A 19,302-nucleotide genomic window follows, 5' to 3' on the forward strand; every position below is an offset into this window, starting at 1 on the left:
ATATAGAAAGAGCCATAGATTCCCTGAGACGAAAAGGGATCCCGATTAATGAGCAACTGATTTCTCATCTGTCCCCGCTGGGGTGGGAACATATCAATCTGAGCGGGGATTACGTCTGGCGAACAAACCTCAAGCTGGGACAGGGTAAATACCGCTCGTTACGCTCAGTAGATAGTGGTCTGTACAAAAAACAGTGTTAGCGTAGGATATTTTCCGTTTTCCAAGCGGACCCCATAGTCTTGACCTGAACGAACTGATGGTTCGGCATCCGAGCGCGACCTACTTCGTTCGCGTTAGCGGCGATTCGATGTCTGGCGCCGGTATCCATGACGGCGATATGTTGGTGGTGGATAGTGCGCTGACCGCACAGCATGGCGATATCGTGGTTGCAGCAGTTGACGGCGCGTTCACTGTCAAACAACTGCAATTACGGCCAAAAACGCAACTGGTGTCGATGAATCCGGCATACAGTCCGATTCGAATCGACAGTGAAGAGTCGATGGAAATTTTCGGTGTGGTGACCTTTGTCGTAAAGGCGACCAGGTAACATGTTCGCACACGTTGACGTCAATAATTTTTATGCTTCTTGCGAGGCTGTGTTCCGACCAGACTTGAAAGGGCAGCCAGTTATAGTGTTGTCGAACAATGATGGCTGCGTCATCGCTCGTAATCGTGAAGCCAAAGCTTTGGGTATTGGCATGGGGGCGCCATTCTTCAAGATAGAAAACGTTCAGAGACGATACGGCGTGCAGGTATTCAGTTCAAATTATGCGTTGTACGCAGACATGTCTGGCCGGGTGATGGCGACGCTGGAAACGATGGCGCCGGCACTGGAGATTTATTCTATTGACGAAGCTTTTATGCACATCGGAGGTATTGCGAATTGTGTGCCGCTAGCACAATTCGGCCATGATGTGCGTGCCCAGGTACGGCAGTATACGCATCTGACTGTCGGCGTTGGCATTGCACCTACCAAGACCCTGGCCAAACTGGCAAACTACGCTGCAAAAAAATGGTCGAAAACGGGCGGTGTGGTAGATTTATCCTGTACGACTCGACAACGGAAACTGCTCGCGTTGGCACCAGTGGAGGAGGTATGGGGGGTCGGGAGGCGAATCAGCAAAGCCCTTCATCAGATGGGAATTGAAACAGCGCTGCATCTGGCGGACAGCTCACCCTGGGTGGTACGCAAACATTTCAATGTTGTGCTGGAGCGCACGATGCGTGAATTACGCGGTGAACCCTGCTTGGCACTGGAAGAATTTGCACCGGTGAAACAGCAGATTGTGTGCAGTCGATCATTCGGTTCGCGTATCACCCGCTATGAGGATATGCGCCAGGCGGTGTGTGCGTATGCCGGGCGTGCGGCGGAGAAGTTGCGTGAGGAAAGACAGTATTGTCGTCATGTTAGCGTGTTTGTGCGCACCAGCCCGCATTCTGCCGATGGTGTATTTTATGCTAATCAGGCGTCCGGTACGCTGACGATACCGTCCAATGATACGCGCGATATTGTTCGCGTAGCGACCACGGCGCTGGATGGTATCTGGCGCGATGGCTACCGTTACATGAAAGCCGGGGTAATGCTGGGGGATTTTTTCAATCAGGGTGTGGCGCAACTTAATCTGTTCGATGCGCATGGCCCCAGAGCAGGCAGCGACGCGCTGATGCACGTGCTGGACGCCATCAACCAAAGCGGCAAAGGGAAAGTCTGGTTCGCAGGACAAGGGATGAAGCAACCGTGGCAGATGAAACGGGAACGGCTTTCACCAGCCTATACTACTCGGTTTACTGATTTACCCGTTGCGATCTAACAACCTTGAGCTACCCTGGTACTATTTAGGCTTGAATCCATTCACGGAACAAAATTTTCCGATTGTGGTGATGTCGCTCTGGCCGACCGAAATGGTTGGCAAGTTACGTATCTAGCAGTGCATTGATGGAGTCTTGGTTGTGATCCATTACAATTTCAAATGAACTAATGACTCCATCTGCTGATGTAGAATCCTTAGCACAAAAATGTCTCTATCACGCACCCTGTAGAAAATAGCATGCTGGTCATGGTCAAAGCGGCGTATACCGGCCTTGACCTCAGAGTACTCGCGCCCCATTAACGGGGATGACGATAGCAATATCAGGCAGGCTTCCATGCTGTCAGTGTAACTATCCGCTTGCGCTACACCAAAATGCTGAACGGTGTAGGTATAAATTCCTTCAAAGTCATCAGCGGCGAGATTGGATAGCTTATACATTCAGTTCCCGCTTTTTCTTTGCTGCGATACTCCTGAGCGTTTGCGTACTTTCGCCGCTGCGTTCGCCGTCCTCAAGCGCTTTTCTTAGGGTTTCCAGGCTACTTTCCTGCTGCTCAAGTAACCGAAGGGCCGTTCTGACTACCTCGCTGGTTGAGCCGTAGCGTCCGCTATCGATCATCCTGGAGACAAAAGTATCCAGGTTCTCGCCGATCGTAATGCTGGTTGTTCTGGGCATAGTGCGTGGCCTTTGCTTTGTGTTGATAGATAACACAGTATAAACAAAAAAATTAACCCCTGCGAATACTCCTGGCACCGCCTTTTACCGAAAACGGTTTGGCACAGGGAGGACCCAGCGGTGGAATATAATATAGTGAAAAACCGCCATGAGAGGGAGTAGACTGATTGAAGGCGGATGATGGTGTACTATGTTTCTCGGGAGCATGCGGCACCGGAATGAATCTGCACTAATCAGTAAGAAAGTAGATGAAATAAAACATCCTTTATATGAACATAAGTTATACAAAGGGTATCAACGAGCAGTTGAACCACACTGTTATACTCAGCAAATGACAGTATGACACAATAATGAAGGTAGCACTGCAATCGACCTGTTGCCACTCCATATGATCACATTCGAAAGGTTTACCTATCAGGGCAGGACATTAAATGGAAAGTAAAACCGAACGACTTATCAGACGATTTTTCTATTAAGTATAATAGGTATTTTGGCTGCGATTATCTATGGCCACGGAGGGCAGAGTAGTGAGGTTAGTAACTGGGTTATTGCTGGTGCTAATATAGCAATGGCATTTGCTGCATTTAAAGCTTACAAAACCGCTAAGAAATATCTTGGAGAATTCTTTGCCAAAGAAGGGTATAAGTTGGCTATTTCCCTGGTTAACGAAAATTTGATGTATCTGGGTATTAATAAAAAATTACTTATTCTATCGGGTGAATGCTTAGTTATTTATGGAAACATGCATGATAATTCTTATGGGAAATTAAATGAAGTGAAACTTATGGAAACTATTTCGCGATTAGATGAAGCTCTAAAAATTAACTCTGAATACCTTCAGAGAGGTAGGGATCTGTCATTTCAGATGGAAACATATGGAATTTATGCGTAGATCAAAAAAAACAGGCATTAATGAATATGTTTATAGCGCTTCAAATAACAACCGATAGGGTAAGAATTTTGAAACACCTTCTTGCAGAAGAGTTAGAAGGCTATATGGTAAGAGTCACGTCGGGTAGAAATTTGAGTCAACACTTTCATGCTAAATATCTAACTGAGGTGAGTGAACGCTATGGTGAAATTGAACATGGGTGGAATATCATGGTAAAGAACCAGAGGGGGTTTTTTACTGGTAATAAACATGTCAAAGCATTGTTTACAGTAAAGGATGAGTTGGTAAAGTGATGTGTATAAAAGATTAATCATCTCCTTAAATGTAAATATGGTAATGGGGAATTAAAAAATAATAATTGTAGTTATCCACATATCCACGGGCAAATAAGCCAGTGAGCCAGCTCCCGCCAAAGGAGCTGGCGAACGGGAGCGGTCGGCGAGTGTCGAGCCGACTTTGCCGGTGGGTATGTGGGTAACTATTTGACGATCCCGATTCGCGTTGTTAATATCGCTTTCGTTGTACCATCGTCTTCGGACGATCACCAATGATCTGTCAGCCTGTGAAGATCGCCTTCGGGTGGCTGGGAACACTTCTGTAGCCTGCAAGGAAGAACACGTTCAGTTACGTGTGGTAAATCTGCCAGCCTTTGGAAGCAGATATCGCCAGGTAGTTTAAACGCCGTTGCGAGCGTGGTGATGAAGGTCCGTTTATCCACTCAAATACTGGCTCGTCTTAACGAGAACAGCCCGATAGCTTCAGCAACTACTTGATGTTGTATGAGGTTTCTTGTTTACACACGATTCAAGATACGAATACGTCTGGCGCGACGTCCAACCTTTGCACGCACGTATAAGGCCATTTGGTACATTTGGCCGCTCACGGGAGTCGCAATGGGAGGTCGAAGCTGCGCGGCGTCACTTGTGTATGAGCAACGCGAATACCAAGTGACGCGCGCAGTGCGTATACGGTCAGAGCTTACGCACTGCCCGATAGACGATTTTCATACCATCTGACCAACACGTAGTAACGGTTTTTAGTACGTATAAAGACGTTTTACTAGCCGTTTAATGGTCGTTCATTTAACAAACAGTCCGAATGTATGAAAGACATCATCATGAAGACATTTTTATTAGATAGAGGAGGTAGTCAGCACGACATCGATGGCGACGCCAGCAATACTGGCGTGTGGAGGTAGACTGACGGAAGTCAGCCCGGCGTAAGCCGCGAATGGGTAACACCCAGGGTGCCTTGCAACAATTCAACATTTCGCCCCCGATGCACAGATGTCTGCTGAGACGCAGGATGCGCAAAATCAAACCATGTCGTCGGGGATGAAGTGCCTATTTTAGCTCTCTTTCAAAAGGGCGTCGGTGAGTTATGTATTCCGTTCACGCGGACGGAATACATAACTCACTTCATTAAATTTGGGGGAATATATGGCTAAGTTAAATAAAAATCTTGTTACGTTAGCTCGGGATGGAGGGGGAGGTTTTAAAACACTCAATGACCGTATGAAAATAGCTGACCGCTTTGCGGAAAAATTAAAGAGCTTGAATGTGCAGATTAGGGATGCGAAGAATATTAAGCCGCGTCATATTGAAATGTATATCAAAAGTCGTCAGAAAGAGAAAATCTCAATCAGGACGTTGCAAAATGAAATGTCTGCAATACGTTCTATTTTACGTGCAGCGGGTAAGACCATTATGGCTAACCCTGAGCATGAGAAACTAAGTAATAAGGCATTGGGTATTTCTGGTGCGAGCCGTGATGGTTCAAAAGTTGCCATTCCCGATAGCGTTTATCAAGATGTCTTAGAAAAAGTTATTGCTGTTGATAGAGGCGCAGCTGCTGCGATGCAGTTATCTCGTCTTCTTGGTTTACGGACGGAAGAAACAATTCAGTCAGTTAAATCTCTTAAAACATGGCAGAAGGCTTTGCAAAGTGGTGACGAAAAAGTTCGAATTGTTTTTGGCACGAAAGGAGGGAGACCAAGAGATACGACGATTATTGAACGAGATAAGTTGATAAATGCAGTAAACAATGCAATACATATTGCGCAGGAAAATAATGGTCGATTGATTGATCGTCCTGCTTTACATTTGGCAATTGAAAAATATCGTAACATTGTTAGGGAGGCAGGGCTTGTTGGTAAATATGCTCCTCATAGTCTTAGATATGCATATACACAGGATGCAACAAAGTTTCATATTAAAAAAGGATTCAGTAAGGATGAGGCTGAGGCATTAGTTTCTATGGATTTAGGTCACGGTGATGGCCGAGGCCGTTATGTTGCTCGTGTTTATAACAAAATAGATCCCTCTCAATGATAGGGAATTAAGAAGGTTGTCTGACTATTTCATTGTAAATCGCCAAAGCAACCGCTCTTCCTTGTTCTGTTAACGCATATGATAGTTTTAATTGTTCATCTCTATACTGTTCAATAAAACCATTTTTATGTAAAGTATGACAGGAAACTCTTAGATGATTTGGATATAATGTTTGGCTGCGATTTCTTCTTATCATAGAGAATAATGCAGTAGCGGTTACGAAATGTCGATGACCTTTTTTTTGCTCAATTGCATACAGTAGGAATAAGATATCACGTTGGTTTTTTGAAATGCGCATGTTAATCTCCTTACTCGTATCAGGTACGATTAAATATTCTTCTCACGAATGGTTCAACTTTTTATTCGTATCTGATACGAATAATTTAATGACAGGGGGATGACTGAGAATATATTGAATTTAATTCCATCTTTGAGTATGTTGGACGGGCTAACCTGTCGTCTCTGACGACCACCAATGATCCGGTGACTTGTGAGGATCGCTTTCGGGTAGTCACAAAAGAACACTTCTGTAGCCTGCAAGGAAGAACACGCTCAGTTGCGTGTGGTAAATCTGCCAGCCTTTGGAAGCAGATATCATCAGGTAGTTTAAACGCCGTTGCGAGCGTGGTGATGAAGGTTCGATTTTACTAACCATCAATCAATCCCTCCGGGAAGCTACTTCCCGATGGCTGGGATGTGGTTTTCCAAATATTTTATTTTTGGAGCAACCACAATGAACTCTTCTACTGCATATCGTGATGGATACTGGGCAGGTCAGTTGTTGCTTTCACTGAGGAAAAAAGTGAAAACACGGCAGCATGTTTATAAGACCTACAGTTTCTTCCAGTTGTTACTCATCTGGGGGAGTGCCGTCATCGTCTTCTGCTTTTTTTTATTTAAGCAGACTCGGCGGTTTCCAGCATAAGCCTCAGCAACAAGATGAACTGACGGATGTCATCGTCGAACCTGTTACGGTTTCGACAGAGCAGGTGTATCCCGAAGACTCTTTCTAACATCGACTTTAAGCCAGCAACCCAACGGGGAAAATATCTTCCCGTCCGGGTGAGATGTTCCCCGTTTTTATCAGGAGAACATCATGCAAATGGTTTTACGTCGTACGATTTATTTTACTGAACGTCTGTCTGCGTTGCTGAAAAAAAACACTCAACAGCACATCGATGGATTTATTGGCGAGTGGATACCGAATCGCTCTGGGCGTATGAGCTTCCGGGCTCGGGTTTCACGAATTGATTCCGGATGGAATTACGAGGTTGAAAGCCGTACTTGGTTAGGCTCATCCTACCGATTTGACTTTCATACTTGCGCCGATAATACGTTTCCACAGCGTTATCAAGCGATTGAGGCAGCACAATTGTTAGCGAAACAGCTGGCAACGCTGCGTTACCGATTCAAGTAATTTAACTCCTACCCACATGGGGATTTATCCCCGTATGGGAGATAAATCCCTTTTCGTTTTGATCTGAAAAAAGGATTTATCAATGTACGACTTCAACACGAAACCTTTCGTCTCTCGTCTGGCAATTCTGCGACGTGATGACGAATTTTTACAACACTCCACAACAGACCTCATCAGGGTCGTCTCTGACATTGAGTCTGTATTGATGAAAGCGACTGCGCTCATGCGTCTCGGCATTGATACGATGGACTGGGATGACTTAGCGATGATGACGCTTAACCAGAAAAAGATAGCGTGGGTTGCACGGCAGGTCGGTGAAATTATGGGACTGAATCTGTTGCCTCCCATTTTTATCGAAAAATACTTCACAGATGTTCTTAAACTAGGCCTCTCTGTTGATGCTGTTTTCTGGCAACTCTATTTCAAGCAAGGGTTGAAAGATGCTGCGAAAGTGCACGAGAGCCCTGTTGCCAGCATCTGGCTGATTGACTACTACCTTTATGCACTTGGTTCAGATATCGATCGCAACTGGTATGTGGGTCGAACGTTCTACTGACCGGCAACTATGCCATTACTCCCCCCACGAGGGATTTATTCCGTTGGGGATAAATCCCTTTCACACTGAATTTAGAAGAGGATTTATCCATGACTCAGACCAACAAAGCATCAGCTTTTGAAGTCTTCTACTCTTTCATGACGAAAGAAACTTACAACGTATTCGTTCAGTACATCATTGGTGTCTGGGAATCCAAATGCCAATTTACAGGTGGTAGTTGGAATGACTGGCATCCTCAGGTGACTGGAGATCTGGAAACCCCGGTATATGCAGTTCCTGACGGGGATAAGGTTTATAACGTCAGGGCATCCCGGTTTCAGATACAAGTGACAACAGATGCATTCGGGTTATTGGTTACGTTATGTGCCCTTCATGGGTTGCTACTCGACATCAAAGATGATCGATTGCCAGCATCAGACTTCGAAACCTTGCAAACTCAGAAAGCATTTGACCGTTTGCTGCGTTACGCTCGTAGTCATAAGGAAGCTAATGCAATAACGCCTGAGTTCGGTTTAGACAACAGTAGTTATCGTGATTTGGCTACCGAATCTGTCGATGATCTTCTTCATCAGCGCTCAGTCTTCGCCAATGCAATTGGCGAGGGGGCCGTGAGGCTTGGAATAATTGCTGAAGGTACCCCTTTGACTATGCCTCAATTACTTATGGTACTCGGTGACATCATCGGATATGCATCCCGTACGTTGAGCCATAAAACGGCTCTGTCATTATCGGTGAATGAGTTGACACAGAGTTGGATAAAAAAAACCGGAAGCTCGGGGATTTTTGTTCCTGTCTCATATGAGGATCGACTTGATGGTCGCCAAATGGTTCTCGATATGAAAGCTATTCGAGCATCGGATGATCAACTATATGACGAGATCAGTACGTCAGTACTTGCTAATAGTACTGTTGGTCGTGAGGAATTGACTGGGTGCGATCTAATAATACTAAAGGCTGATTCTTACGGGGATCTTCCTCAGGAATAAACGATTTTTCGTTACTCTGATTGCCTGCTTAATCTATAAGGTGATTTTTTCCCTGTTGACGATAAATCCCTTTCAGTATGTTCAACCCCAATGGGAACCTGTTCCCATTGGGGCAGGGTTCCCTAAACGTTTAAGGAACCATGATAATGAATAATCTGATTAACCGTCTTGCTCGTAGTCGTCATTCTATCGTTGATCTGCTTGTTTTGATTTCAGAAATTGAGGGACAACTGATGGTGGCTGAAGCATTTAACAAACTGGGAATTAACAGTGAGCATGATGATGGTGATCTCACCAGTCATGATTACCGGGTTTTCAACATTGCTCATGATCTTGGAGAAGCCCTGTATCTGGATTTCATTCCTGAATCTTATCGCGTTCATTTTGATGACGTGATTTCGCTCGGGATGAAAGTTGGTGAGGGGTACTGGCAGCCGTCTTTTCAGAACGGGCTAAACGAAGCGGCACATACGCTTTCTGAGCTCAGCAATGAAGGGCAGGATGTAGATGAGTATATTGAATATCTTGCTCATCATTAATTAACAGACAGCAGACGTTGGTAACAGTTGGCGCATTGATAGCCTGTTTTACGTCAATATGCGCTCGGTTCAGATATCGATCGCAACTGGTATGACGGTCGAACGTTCTACTGACTGAACGCCATATTGTGACTTAACCCATGCGGGATTTATCCCATTGGGGATAAATCCCTCTCAACTCGAATTTAGAAGAGAGGATTTATCTATGACACAAGTCGTTTATGGCAATAGTGTTGAACCTGGGTATACGCTTGAAAGCGAATACGTCGACGGTGAGTGCGATGCATGTGGTAAAAGTGTGAGCATTCATTATTACGAGAGTTGCTACAGTGGCACTATCAATCAACAAAAAAGTTATAACTGTTCGTGTGGTTATCATTTCTCAGATGATGAACGCGACGATTATGACAGCTACGACCATGAAAAATATGACCAACTTGCTGCTGATATGTATGTTGAGGATTTTCTGGGCCTCAATTCTCGTACAGAACTGCTGGTTGAGTCACAGTCAGGGAGATGGTGTTGTGTTTTACGGTTCTCTCCATGCAGGAGAAATGGTGGAGCTCTTCGCTGCGCTGGTTCGGCAGGGATACCTGACGAACAGAGAAGCAAGTGCCTTTACCAAACTCGTTGTTCATTATGATATGACGCTGAGGCTTACCAGAAACGACTTTGGTCAGCATTATGCACACGCGAACTGCATCAATATTGATTTTTACGATATTGATGTCCCAGATCGTTATCCGCATTGCTGCCAGAGGATCTTTACTGCGGTGAAGCAATCGGTACATGCCATTTGCGGCATGGCTGAAAGCCAGGGGTATGATCTACTCGATGCGTTGCATTGATGCTCTGATAACCTGTTCTACATCAATTATCGGTCCACGATAATTTTACCTTTCCCCCAGTGGCGAATGCTTTCCGCCACGTGGGGGAAAGCATTCGCCCGTAAAAGGTCTTTTATGAGCGAATTAATCTCATCTAACAGCACTGTTTATTCCAACCGTGAAGCACGGATCATCAATGTGGCATTGGCGCTTCTTGAGCGAAGAATCAGGAAACGAAAAGCCGTGACGTCTCCCGAGGAAGCTAAAGTCTACTTGCGTCTCAAGCTGGAGCATTTGGAACGAGAGACTTTTGTCGCGATGTTCCTGGACAGTCAGCATCGCTTAATTGCCAGTGAAGTCCTTTTTGCTGGATCGATTAACAGAGTTGAGATCCATCCACGTGAAGTCGTCCGCCGTGCTGTTCTTCTGAATGCGGCTGCGGTCATTTTTGCTCACAACCATCCGTCAGGTTATGCCGAACCCAGCAATGGCGATCGACAAATCACTGAGAGGCTGGCTAAAGCACTATCTCTGATTGATGTCTGCGTGCTGGATCACGTTGTAGTCGGCCACGGTGAAATGGTGTCGTTCGCTGAACGTGACTGGTTATAACTCGATAAACACTTTCGTCTAATTAGACGTTACCCCGCGGGGAGAGTCCTCTCCCATGGGAAGACTCTCCCTTTTTATTTACCACCTAAAGGAGAGTTCATGTCTCACGTTGATATTGATATCACTCAAGAGGATCCCACTCAGGGCGCTTTGTTTACTCCACAGCAGGAGGACGCATTGTGTCAGCTAATACGCCGTGAATGTTTTCGGCGCGACCGCAATGCGTTGCTGAAATTGCTTGGTTATCTCACGTTGTTAAAGGTGGCCGGTTCCCTGGTGCTTTTAACGCTCGTCTTGTTACTTCGCTGGTTGACACACTGAGGAGCGGTTATGCCAATGCCTTTACACATACTCATTGTACTGTCCACGGGCTTGTGGTTCATCCTGCGCTGGACGTGCAAGTTGTTTGCCCGTGCCATTGTCTGGCTCTATCAGGCATGGCGGCAACGTTCGGAGCCAATCGAATTATCGGATCGAATAATTTACACCGGCAAATGGTTGCTCGCCGATGATCACCAGTGCTGTGGTCGTGCGGTCGTACTGAAACATCGACACAGCTACAAACCCGGTGTTGAGTTGCTTTATTTCGGCGAGGAGACGGCTCAACCGTTTTATGGCGAACGCTATATGGAGAACGAAGACGAGGCTGTTGATATCGCGTTAGCGATGCATCAGAAATTGTTACGCAACGTGCGTCAGCGTCATAAGTCAGAACGGATGCCCGCTGTCGTGACGATTTCGGCTCCGCATCAGGATGAGGCCGCATGATGAATGGGGAGCAGTCATCTCCGGCCGTTGTCATCAATGAGGATACCTGGGCGCGTCTGGTTACATTTAGGCCGGATCCGTCATGTGAGACAGAACGGCTTCACCGTCTGGTTCGCCTTGCGTTGAAAACGTTGGCCGCCAGTACGCGTTCAGAAATAACGACCGGTTTTTTTTGTTTACCCGGTGACGGTAGTGTGACGACGCCGTTATGGCAGCAGTTTCACCTACGGAATGCGGACGGTGTTGTTCATATCAGTCTGACAAATTAGCACAGTTATTCATTAACCCTGACGGGGAAACCCGCAGGGGTGGACCCGTCGTTATTTTTCTGAGGAGTCCAAAATGAGTCTACTTACCGTCAATGAAAACCATGATAGCGCGCAGGCGACCCGGCAGGCGATGCAGTCACTGACTCGTGAACCTGGCGCCATCGAACGCACCCGTAACCGTTTCTATGACTGGTTGCAGGCGGAGTTTGACCGGCACTATCACACGCTGAGGGACGGCGGCTATCGGCGTTTTCTTGAGCAGCGCCATCCGGAAGAACTGGAACGTTATGATGCGGCTTGTGATGCGTTGCGGCGTGAAGAGTTCAGCCGTTTTGCAGAACTGCAAACGCTGGGACTATTTCTGCACACCCAGGTCGAGGAGAAAGAAGCGCAGTTTCGCCGCCGGCGTAATCGCTTCCTGTTGGCCATGTCGGTGACGGGGATAATAACGTCCGGGGTCGTCTGGGCCCATTTACACCAGGCGCAATTTGATCTGTGGTGCCAGCAGGCATTGATTGCCGGCCGCGCAGTTCTGCAATTGTTCACGTCTTTACTCTGATTTTCCCCGAGGGCTGTTCCCTTGGGTGCAGTCCTCCTTTTTTTGATTCTGGAGGCTGTCATGAAAACTTTCACGTTACAGGATGCCGGTGATATTTGCCGGCTAATGACCGGGCGTCTGATGCAGAGTGTTAACGACGGTATGACACCGTGGCGGCAGGACATTATTCGTCATGGCATACCTGTTCACGCACTTAGCGGGCACCTGTTTACCGGCGTCAATGTATTGTTGCTTTGGCAAGCCGCGCTACGGTTCGGCCTGACATCAAACCGCTGGCTGACAGGTGATGACCTGCGCTCGATGGGGGGCAAGGTAAAGCAGGGACACAGTCCTACGACCGCTGTCCGGTATAAACCCACGTTGTCGCTGTTTCGGATTATTAATATCGAGCAGTGTGAAGGGTTACCCATGGAGTTGCAGGCAGGGTGGCCCTGGCCATCGTCTCCCATCCCAGGTCTTGAACGGGTAGGGGAATGGCAAGCTGCTTCGCAGGTTCCGATACTGTTCAGAGCACAATATCCAGCGGTTTATCTGCCAGAAAGCGATCGTATTGAGTTACCGGGGTCTGATCCGGACAGCCTGGCTGCGTTGCTCATCAGGGCAACAGGGCATTCGGCTCGACTTGGTCGCTTTGATGTGACGAATGATTTACCTGAAATGAATGAGTCGCTCATCGCTGATGTGGGCCGTGCGTTTCTCTCTGCCCTGGCAGGATTACATCTTGCCGGCGAGCCGATGTGGAATGGCGAACTCGGTTCAGATCCGTGGTTACTGTTCAAATCCGCATCGGATGCGGGTAAGGCAGTGGGCTGGCTTGAAGCGCAACGGCAGGCAGGGCTGCAGTCCAGTGAGATTCAACGCTGGCAACAATATGCCGGTCATCTGATGGCTGAACATTATGGTCAACCGTTGGATGACACCACATTGGTCTGTGAAAGCGTTGTTCGCCAGCATTTGCGTTACAAGATTTCACCTCGCAATGCAGTGAACGCACTGGCACGGCTTTATGACTGGCCACGGAGTGATATGCCGTCGGCATTATTCACGCCCGAACTTGGCGATGTTGCTGATGCGCTGGCGTGTTTCTCACTCACCCCTGGGAGTCTGCCCATACATCGGGTAGAGAATGACGTTGACGACAGTGAAGCGTCTTCGGAAGTACCGGAACTTGAACGCTCATTGCTATTGCCGCCATCAGTTGAATCACTCAGCAGTACAGCGGCAAATGATGAGGACGATGATCCGGATGATCCGGGTAATCTGGCGGTGCTTCCCTGGGTAACTAACCGGGGGCACCGAAATCCGCATCGGGCAACGTTTCTCAGTCAGTTCCGGGAAATCGCGCCGTATGAAAACCGCTGGACGGTATTCAGCGACTTTATTCATATGGCCGCAGCCGCGCTGCATAATCGGTGTCATTTCATTCAGGAAATCGAAGATGACTACATGCGACGTATTCGACGTTATGAGAAAGCCGATCAGCATCGTTTTCAGGTGTTGTTCAACACGCTGGTCGAGGGAATGGAGTTCAGTGCTGCCGATTTTCTAGGCTCTGTGTTTATGGAGCTCGAGCTTGGCGATCAGTGCCGGGGGCAGTATTTCACGCCGTATTCTGTTGGCTACATGATGGCGAAACTACAACTGGCTGATGGTTTGCCTACTCTGACCAGTGGGGAGCGGGATTTCATTACTGTCTCAGACCCTGCATGTGGGGCCGGTGGCCTGGTTGTCGCGATGGCGCAAGCCATGCTTGAAGCGGGATTCAATCCACAGAAACAGATGATGGCAGTTTGTGTCGATATCGATCCCGTCGCAGCAATGATGGCGTATGTGCAACTGGCTCTGTATGGCATACCAGCGATGGTGATTGTCGGGAACAGTTTGAGCATGGAGTACCGTCAAACCTGGCGCACGCCTTTCTGGTTTATGTTCGGCTGGGAGCGCAAATGGGCTCTTGAACAGGAACGACAAATGCGGCAGAACGTCGCTTGATATGACAACTTAACCCCTACCGGGCGTTTTCCCCGGCAAGGGGAAACGCCCTTACTTTACCAGTAAGGAGCACCATGCTGACAGAGCGTTTTATTCAACAGATGTACCTGAAACAGCTGAATCTATTCATCCATCCAGAGGAATGGCAGGCAGATATCAGTAACGATCTGCTGGACTACCTAAACACGGAAATCGTGTTTCACGGCCCGCGGTTGCTACCGGTAATGCAGTTTATGCTCGATAACATTCCGGGTAATCGTCAGTTACGGGCGCGTTGTCAACTGAGTGAACGCATTCTGACCCTGTGGATTCAGGGGCTGGATGCGCTGACCACAGCTAGTGGCAATACACGATTATTACCGCGGACATCGCCGGAGAGCAGCGGGCGGGTGGATTGTCTGCTGCCAGGAGACCCGTCTGCATTACTGGATTTGTCGGGTAACGACTTTATTCGGTTGACGGCGCAGGGTGACCAGCATCCGGATGATGTTATTCCCCGCGAGCAACTGGCGGTGACGATACGGCACTGGGAGCGGTTTGAGTCATGGTTGAGCCGTTCGCTGGCGCAGACGGGGGAGCATTGCGTGGCGCAGTTGGCAACATTGCAACGGCGTTGTGATGTTGATGAGCGAATTGTTCGACGTTTTGATACGGATTTCGGGTTTATCACGGTGAATTTGGGGGCGATTAACCCAGAGTTCGTTAGCGCGACAGACCCCGTTGAGTATGTCAAACGGGTTTGCCGTAGCGAGATATGCCCCGTTGCGTTGGAAGCCCGTGTTCATTATCACAATGGCGCCATACTTGGTCGTTTTCCCATTCAGAAGGATGCCGTGGATGTGGGTCGACTGAGGGTGGGAGACTATCGTGATGTCATGCGGCAGGCGATAGCCTGGCTGCGTGATGAACGCCGGCGCCTGCAATGGGATAACCCCTCATCGGTGCCAGCGTTACGCCTGGTTGCCTGATTCACTAACTTACCCGGCAGGGGGAAAGCCCCGTCGGGCCTCCTGCCATCACTATTTTGACAGGAGTTACACTATGTGCATCATTCATGAATACATTCAGCATGCATATCAGAGGACGTTAGGCTATGCGCCGGATTATGACGACATTTGCTGGCAATTGGATGAAGACGTTGGCCATACCTACGTTAACACTCAAATGTTGTTTGAAAACGAACAACTGACGGCCGTGATGGAAACCATGCTGGAACGGCTAGATACAGACGATGCTAAACGTGAACGCAGTCGGAAAGTCCTGACGTTGTGGATAAACGCAACTAACTGGCTGGCTAACGAGTTAGAACATGGATACATGTATCTTCCTCGAGTTCACCCGCAAATCAGCGGGCGTACCGACCAACTGCTGCGTGCTGATATTATGCCACTATACGAATTGGATGAAGAGGCCTTTCGTGAAGCTTCAGGGCTGGGGGATAGTGCGCCAGAGAGGAGCATCACGCTGGCGCAGTTTCGGCAGAGTGAACGCTACTGGTTCCGCTTCATGGATCACCTGGAACGGTCATTACGGGATGTCTCTCATCAGTGTGCAGAAACGCTGACGAAGTTTGTCAGTAATTGCACATTCGAGGAAAAACAGATACGGCGTTGGATCGGTAAGTCAGGAGAAATACGTTTGTACATGTCTCAACAGTCTATTGATGACGTTGATATCATGGAGTTCGAAGACGATTTTCTGACCCAGTATGTTGATGGGGTGGCCGCGGGAATCTCCGTGCCGGTGACTTTCCGCGCCGACGTTCTCTACCGTAATGGTGCAGTGATGGCCAGCTTTACGGGAGATGCGGAGGTCAACGAACCGGAACACCCTAACGCATCGGATTATTGTGAAGTTGTTAATGACGCAATAGAGTGGGTTCGGGAAGAGTTAGTACATGTTGTTTCATTGAGCAACGCAACTGGTCAACCGGGAGTATTGATTCAAAAACTGGCGGCCTAAAAAACAGAAAGTACCGTTACAGGGCAATACCGGTCACTTTAGGTGATCGGTATTGTTTTTTTAATAACTAGCCCTGGGGAACCGTCACACACTGGATTAGTAATGATCATTTTCCAGTCTGATCTTTTTAAGCATGGCTACGGCGTCCGTACTGGGCATCTGAAACTGTACCCGGTGCCGGGCGGCGACATCGAGCGCAAACACCTTCGTATAGATTTCCGTCGATTTCAAACTCTTGTGTCCCATCAATCCCTGTAGCACCTTCAATGGCACGCCGGCATACAGCATATGCATCGCATAACTGTGCCGGAAAACATGCGGCGCGATGGGCACGCTGAAGGTTACGCCGTCATCCGCGGCGCGGGCGACCGCATCAGTGAGCCAGGTGCGCACGGTGCGATCTGTGATGCTCCAGATCCGCGCCGGCTCCAGTCTGCCGGTTTTCCGGCTCTTGCGTTCAAACGGAATTTTCAGCGTGGCCACCATCATCTCCAGTTGGCTGACATAGTTCGCATCGGAAAGCGGTACCAGCCGGTGAGCCTGGCTGCCGGCAGGCGCACGGCCGGCCGTTCTGGCCGCTTTCTCCGCTCGCTGCTTGAGGGTGGCCAGCTGTACGAACGGGTAGGGAGGCGCCAGGGAAAAATCACTCCGGGTCAGCGCCAGGGCTTCGTTAATGCGCGCGCCCGTGTTCCAGAGTGTCGCAAGAAGCATCTTGCGGTGAAGATCAGGCACGTAGTGGAGCAGGGCGCTCACCTCCGGCGCCAGCAGGTATTTCGGTAGTTCGTCCTTCACCAGCGCCATCTGGCGCAGCGCCAGCGCGGCCGGATAGTCGATGGACATAGGCAACTGAGCTGCAGTTCCTGGCTGCGGCCCCAGGGTAACGAGTCCGGTCATCAGGATGACTCTCCGCCTGGAGATATGCGCAGTGCTGACGCGAGGATTTCCCGGTTTTCCTCATTACGCCAGTTACCGAAATAGTCTACTTCTAGTCGCAGGGACAGGTCTGCAGCCTCTATCAGGTCATACACTTTCTGCAGGGCATTCTGCAACTGCTGTGCTGATATCACTCGTGGCTCATCATGTTCATCCACGCCGTTGCGGTGTACCAGATCGTTTCGCCAGTCTGCGATGATGCCCAACGGCTTAATCGGCCAGACGGGCGGGATGTGGAGCACGGTCCCGAAATAGCGCTCAATGGTTTTAACGTTATGAAATGTCATTCGGGAAACAAAGTTCCGCGCCGCAGGTCGGAACAGGGAAAGCTCCATATCACGGGCAGTATGTTTCTTTGGATTTTTGATTCGTTCGGACTTCAGGTAATACGCATCCCTGAAGCGTTTGAGAGGCCAGTCATGCTCCAGCAGCGCCCGGGCGCAGTACATCAGGTACGCCTCCATGACCGTCACGACATGGACGAAAGACATCCTGTACACCAGTTCAGGCTGCTCTGTGTCGAGCAGGGCATATAGCTTCTTCAGCTCCTGTTTTGCATGCCGGTAACGCTGATGAACATTGTTCAGGGAAGCCACAAACAGCCCGTGTTCATGATCCCACTGAGCCTGATCGGCAAGCGTCTCCTGCTCCCAGTAATACAGGTTCGCGGCCTGCTCCCATTCTTCAGAGCCAGCTACAACATCCGGGTAATTTTCCGCGAGCCATTCATCAAATCGTTCCGCTTCAATATCCAGCATCGAGTCTTTCATGCTTCCCATAATACAAGTACCTCTCTGTGCGGCTCTATAAATGAGAAATCCCGCCCCTGGCTTTAACTAACGAGACAAAGTCTCGTTATTGCTTCGTTTCTTGCCATGAGATCCAGCTCCCAAACTTCATGAAAAGAAGTAAGGTGTGGTGTGGCAGGCGGCCAGAGCACTAAAGACCATCTGTAGCAGCCAGGAATGCAAAGTTTTTTGGCGACCACATCACCGCGCTCGTCAATAAGGAAAAACTGCCGAACGTGGCTATCGCCATCTGTAACCAGCAACCCGGTGTAAAGCGTAATTTTTTGGTGGCCATCAGCAATGAGTTCGTCGATAACTTCCTCATACCCCATACATAACCCCTTAAAGCAATAATCACCTACAATAATTATATTGTGTGGCGCAATTGACCACGCACAACCCTACGTCCGTCACCTGCCTAAGTATTATCTGGCTTATCTTTACTGTTGTGAATTTCACTCACCTGATAATAACCCATGATGCAATCACCCAAATAAATTACCGGACCATCGGTTTCAGCGGATCCGATTTTCTGCGTATTCACGACTTTCCGGAAGTGTACCACGCACAGGAAGTAATCATACCGCTGTTTTCCGCCCCTGTGCGACGCATCACAGGGCAGGGGAACAATACAACATATAGAGGCAATCGCCGCTGACAGAGTTGCACATCTTGTGTCTTCGGGCCGACGCGCGGCGGTGAACCGAAGGCAGATCCGTCTCTACCAGAATTCGGAGCTGCGCGCCGTCCCGGACCGGTGGCCACTCGGGACATTGAGCGCCTGCTGGAGCAGGGTGGCGATCAGCCGGTGTACGGGAACAACCTGCGCGCCTCCTGCCGCCGTCTGGAAGCCACGGGCTGGCTGCGCACCCTGCGGGCGCCGAACCTGCAGCTGGCCGTCGAGCTGACCGACGCCGGTCGCGACATCTCCCTCCCGCTGCTGGCCGCGGAACAATAGGCTGACGCCGCACGCCGGCGTGCCGCCGAGGTGCGGGTACTGCCGGCACGCCAGGCGAACGGGGCGCACATCGAGCACGACGTCACCCTAGACGGCTCGGTGTACTAGGTGTGGCGGGGGGATTTTGTGGTACGGCTCGACGGCAGCACCTGCCTGCAGCTGTGGCACGCGAACGGCCCGCGCACGGTGCTGGAGGGGGACGCCCTGCAAGTCGCCACCTGGTATGAAGCCTGTTTTGCTGCGGGCCTGCCCGTGCAGTGTCAGGTGAACCAGGACAATGAATATCGATGATGAACCGCAACAGACCATCTACATGAAACCGTAACGGAGACGGCACCAATCTTACGGTTTATCTGTAGTTCATACAAAAACTTGACAATGATATATATATCGTTTTTTTGTTTTAAAAGATAAATCATCTATATAATAA

Annotated in this window: 24 protein-coding genes and 2 pseudogenes; 20 read left to right on the plus strand and 6 right to left on the minus strand. The window is 49.0% G+C overall.

The window, feature by feature from the left end; genetic code table 11:
• The 3 genes and pseudogenes from BIY29_RS18215 to umuC all read left to right on the plus strand — a co-directional run.
• The coding region (locus tag BIY29_RS18215) for a Tn3 family transposase (protein WP_147437174.1) at positions 1-200 on the plus strand (200 nt) is incomplete at its 5' end.
• A gap of 38 nt (positions 201-238) precedes the next feature.
• Positions 239-547: pseudogene (gene umuD, locus BIY29_RS18220) on the plus strand (translesion error-prone DNA polymerase V autoproteolytic subunit); the annotation flags it as partial.
• A 1-nt stretch (position 548) separates the two neighbouring features.
• Complete coding sequence (gene umuC / locus BIY29_RS18225) at positions 549-1,811, plus strand: translesion error-prone DNA polymerase V subunit UmuC (protein ID WP_121576455.1); 1,263 nt, start codon at positions 549-551, stop codon at positions 1,809-1,811.
• 147 nt (positions 1,812-1,958) lie between these two features.
• Here umuC and BIY29_RS18230 read toward each other — a convergent pair whose 3' ends face one another.
• Entirely contained in the window at positions 1,959-2,249 is a 291-nt protein-coding gene (locus BIY29_RS18230) for a type II toxin-antitoxin system RelE/ParE family toxin (protein ID WP_121576456.1), read from the minus strand.
• Positions 2,242-2,484, minus strand: coding sequence for a type II toxin-antitoxin system ParD family antitoxin (locus tag BIY29_RS18235; RefSeq protein ID WP_121576457.1), 243 nt, complete (start codon positions 2,482-2,484; stop codon positions 2,242-2,244). The genes BIY29_RS18230 and BIY29_RS18235 overlap by 8 nt, the downstream gene beginning before the upstream one ends.
• Before the next feature lie 490 nt (positions 2,485-2,974).
• Here BIY29_RS18235 and BIY29_RS18240 point away from each other — a divergent pair, with 490 nt between their 5' ends.
• The 3 genes from BIY29_RS18240 to BIY29_RS18250 all read left to right on the plus strand — a co-directional run bounded on the left by BIY29_RS18240 (position 2,975) and on the right by BIY29_RS18250 (position 5,706).
• Positions 2,975-3,376, plus strand: coding sequence for a hypothetical protein (locus BIY29_RS18240; RefSeq protein ID WP_147437175.1), 402 nt, complete (start codon positions 2,975-2,977; stop codon positions 3,374-3,376).
• A gap of 20 nt (positions 3,377-3,396) precedes the next feature.
• A complete protein-coding gene (locus tag BIY29_RS18245) occupies positions 3,397-3,669 on the plus strand; it encodes a hypothetical protein (protein WP_170158974.1) in 273 nt (90 codons plus the stop codon).
• Between the two features lie 1,146 nt (positions 3,670-4,815).
• On the plus strand, positions 4,816-5,706 hold the full coding sequence (locus BIY29_RS18250) for an integrase domain-containing protein (RefSeq protein WP_121576460.1): 891 nt from the start codon (positions 4,816-4,818) through the stop codon (positions 5,704-5,706).
• A gap of 7 nt (positions 5,707-5,713) precedes the next feature.
• Here the strand turns inward: BIY29_RS18250 and BIY29_RS20075 are convergent, their stop codons facing one another.
• Complete coding sequence (locus tag BIY29_RS20075) at positions 5,714-6,004, minus strand: chromosome segregation protein ParM (RefSeq protein WP_147437176.1); 291 nt, start codon at positions 6,002-6,004, stop codon at positions 5,714-5,716.
• Between the two features lie 798 nt (positions 6,005-6,802).
• Between BIY29_RS20075 and BIY29_RS18260 the strand changes: the two genes are divergently transcribed.
• The 13 genes from BIY29_RS18260 (at position 6,803) to BIY29_RS18320 (ending at position 16,193) form a co-directional block, all read left to right on the plus strand.
• The gene (locus BIY29_RS18260) at positions 6,803-7,123 is read left to right on the plus strand and encodes a hypothetical protein (protein WP_121576462.1); all 321 of its coding nucleotides are present in this window, start codon (positions 6,803-6,805) and stop codon (positions 7,121-7,123) included.
• A gap of 82 nt (positions 7,124-7,205) precedes the next feature.
• Positions 7,206-7,679, plus strand: coding sequence for a hypothetical protein (locus BIY29_RS18265; RefSeq protein WP_121576463.1), 474 nt, complete (start codon positions 7,206-7,208; stop codon positions 7,677-7,679).
• 89 nt (positions 7,680-7,768) lie between these two features.
• On the plus strand, positions 7,769-8,665 hold the full coding sequence (locus BIY29_RS18270; RefSeq protein WP_121576464.1) for an antirestriction protein: 897 nt from the start codon (positions 7,769-7,771) through the stop codon (positions 8,663-8,665).
• Between the two features lie 146 nt (positions 8,666-8,811).
• On the plus strand, positions 8,812-9,204 hold the full coding sequence (locus BIY29_RS18275; protein WP_121576465.1) for a hypothetical protein: 393 nt from the start codon (positions 8,812-8,814) through the stop codon (positions 9,202-9,204).
• 329 nt (positions 9,205-9,533) lie between these two features.
• Positions 9,534-10,052, plus strand: a complete 519-nt coding sequence (locus BIY29_RS18280) for a hypothetical protein (RefSeq protein WP_121576466.1) — start codon at positions 9,534-9,536, stop codon at positions 10,050-10,052.
• 114 nt (positions 10,053-10,166) lie between these two features.
• Positions 10,167-10,643: a RadC family protein gene (gene radC, locus BIY29_RS18285; protein ID WP_121576467.1), complete on the plus strand. Its 477-nt coding sequence runs from the start codon at positions 10,167-10,169 to the stop codon at positions 10,641-10,643.
• A 99-nt stretch (positions 10,644-10,742) separates the two neighbouring features.
• Positions 10,743-10,964 carry a hypothetical protein gene (locus BIY29_RS18290; RefSeq protein ID WP_121576468.1) on the plus strand — a complete coding sequence of 74 codons (222 nt, stop codon included), beginning with the start codon at positions 10,743-10,745 and terminating at the stop codon, positions 10,962-10,964.
• 9 nt (positions 10,965-10,973) lie between these two features.
• Entirely contained in the window at positions 10,974-11,411 is a 438-nt protein-coding gene (locus BIY29_RS18295) for a hypothetical protein (RefSeq protein ID WP_121576469.1), read from the plus strand.
• Positions 11,408-11,680: a hypothetical protein gene (locus BIY29_RS18300; RefSeq protein WP_121576470.1), complete on the plus strand. Its 273-nt coding sequence runs from the start codon at positions 11,408-11,410 to the stop codon at positions 11,678-11,680. Before BIY29_RS18295 ends, BIY29_RS18300 begins: the two co-directional genes overlap by 4 nt.
• Before the next feature lie 73 nt (positions 11,681-11,753).
• Positions 11,754-12,239 carry a hypothetical protein gene (locus tag BIY29_RS18305; protein ID WP_121576471.1) on the plus strand — a complete coding sequence of 162 codons (486 nt, stop codon included), beginning with the start codon at positions 11,754-11,756 and terminating at the stop codon, positions 12,237-12,239.
• A 60-nt stretch (positions 12,240-12,299) separates the two neighbouring features.
• On the plus strand, positions 12,300-14,231 hold the full coding sequence (locus BIY29_RS18310; RefSeq protein ID WP_121576472.1) for an ArdC-like ssDNA-binding domain-containing protein: 1,932 nt from the start codon (positions 12,300-12,302) through the stop codon (positions 14,229-14,231).
• Between the two features lie 74 nt (positions 14,232-14,305).
• The gene (locus BIY29_RS18315) at positions 14,306-15,199 is read left to right on the plus strand and encodes a hypothetical protein (RefSeq protein ID WP_121576473.1); all 894 of its coding nucleotides are present in this window, start codon (positions 14,306-14,308) and stop codon (positions 15,197-15,199) included.
• 73 nt (positions 15,200-15,272) lie between these two features.
• A complete protein-coding gene (locus BIY29_RS18320) occupies positions 15,273-16,193 on the plus strand; it encodes a hypothetical protein (protein ID WP_121576474.1) in 921 nt (306 codons plus the stop codon).
• Positions 16,194-16,289: 96 nt separating this feature from the next.
• Here the strand turns inward: BIY29_RS18320 and BIY29_RS18325 are convergent, their stop codons facing one another.
• From BIY29_RS18325 to BIY29_RS18335, 3 genes are read right to left on the minus strand one after another with little or no spacing between them, the layout of a single operon-like run.
• Positions 16,290-17,087, minus strand: a complete 798-nt coding sequence (locus BIY29_RS18325) for a site-specific integrase (protein ID WP_121576475.1) — start codon at positions 17,085-17,087, stop codon at positions 16,290-16,292.
• The gene (locus BIY29_RS18330; protein ID WP_121576476.1) at positions 17,087-17,905 is read right to left on the minus strand and encodes a hypothetical protein; all 819 of its coding nucleotides are present in this window, start codon (positions 17,903-17,905) and stop codon (positions 17,087-17,089) included. The genes BIY29_RS18325 and BIY29_RS18330 overlap by 1 nt, the downstream gene beginning before the upstream one ends.
• A gap of 53 nt (positions 17,906-17,958) precedes the next feature.
• On the minus strand, positions 17,959-18,246 hold the full coding sequence (locus BIY29_RS18335) for a hypothetical protein (protein ID WP_121576477.1): 288 nt from the start codon (positions 18,244-18,246) through the stop codon (positions 17,959-17,961).
• A 425-nt stretch (positions 18,247-18,671) separates the two neighbouring features.
• Between BIY29_RS18335 and BIY29_RS18345 the strand changes: the two are divergent.
• Positions 18,672-19,163: pseudogene (locus tag BIY29_RS18345) on the plus strand (hypothetical protein).
• Positions 19,164-19,302: the final 139 nt, after the last annotated feature.

The organism is Brenneria alni (genome assembly GCF_003666245.1).
GTDB classification, from domain to species: Bacteria; Pseudomonadota; Gammaproteobacteria; order Enterobacterales; family Enterobacteriaceae; genus Brenneria; species Brenneria alni.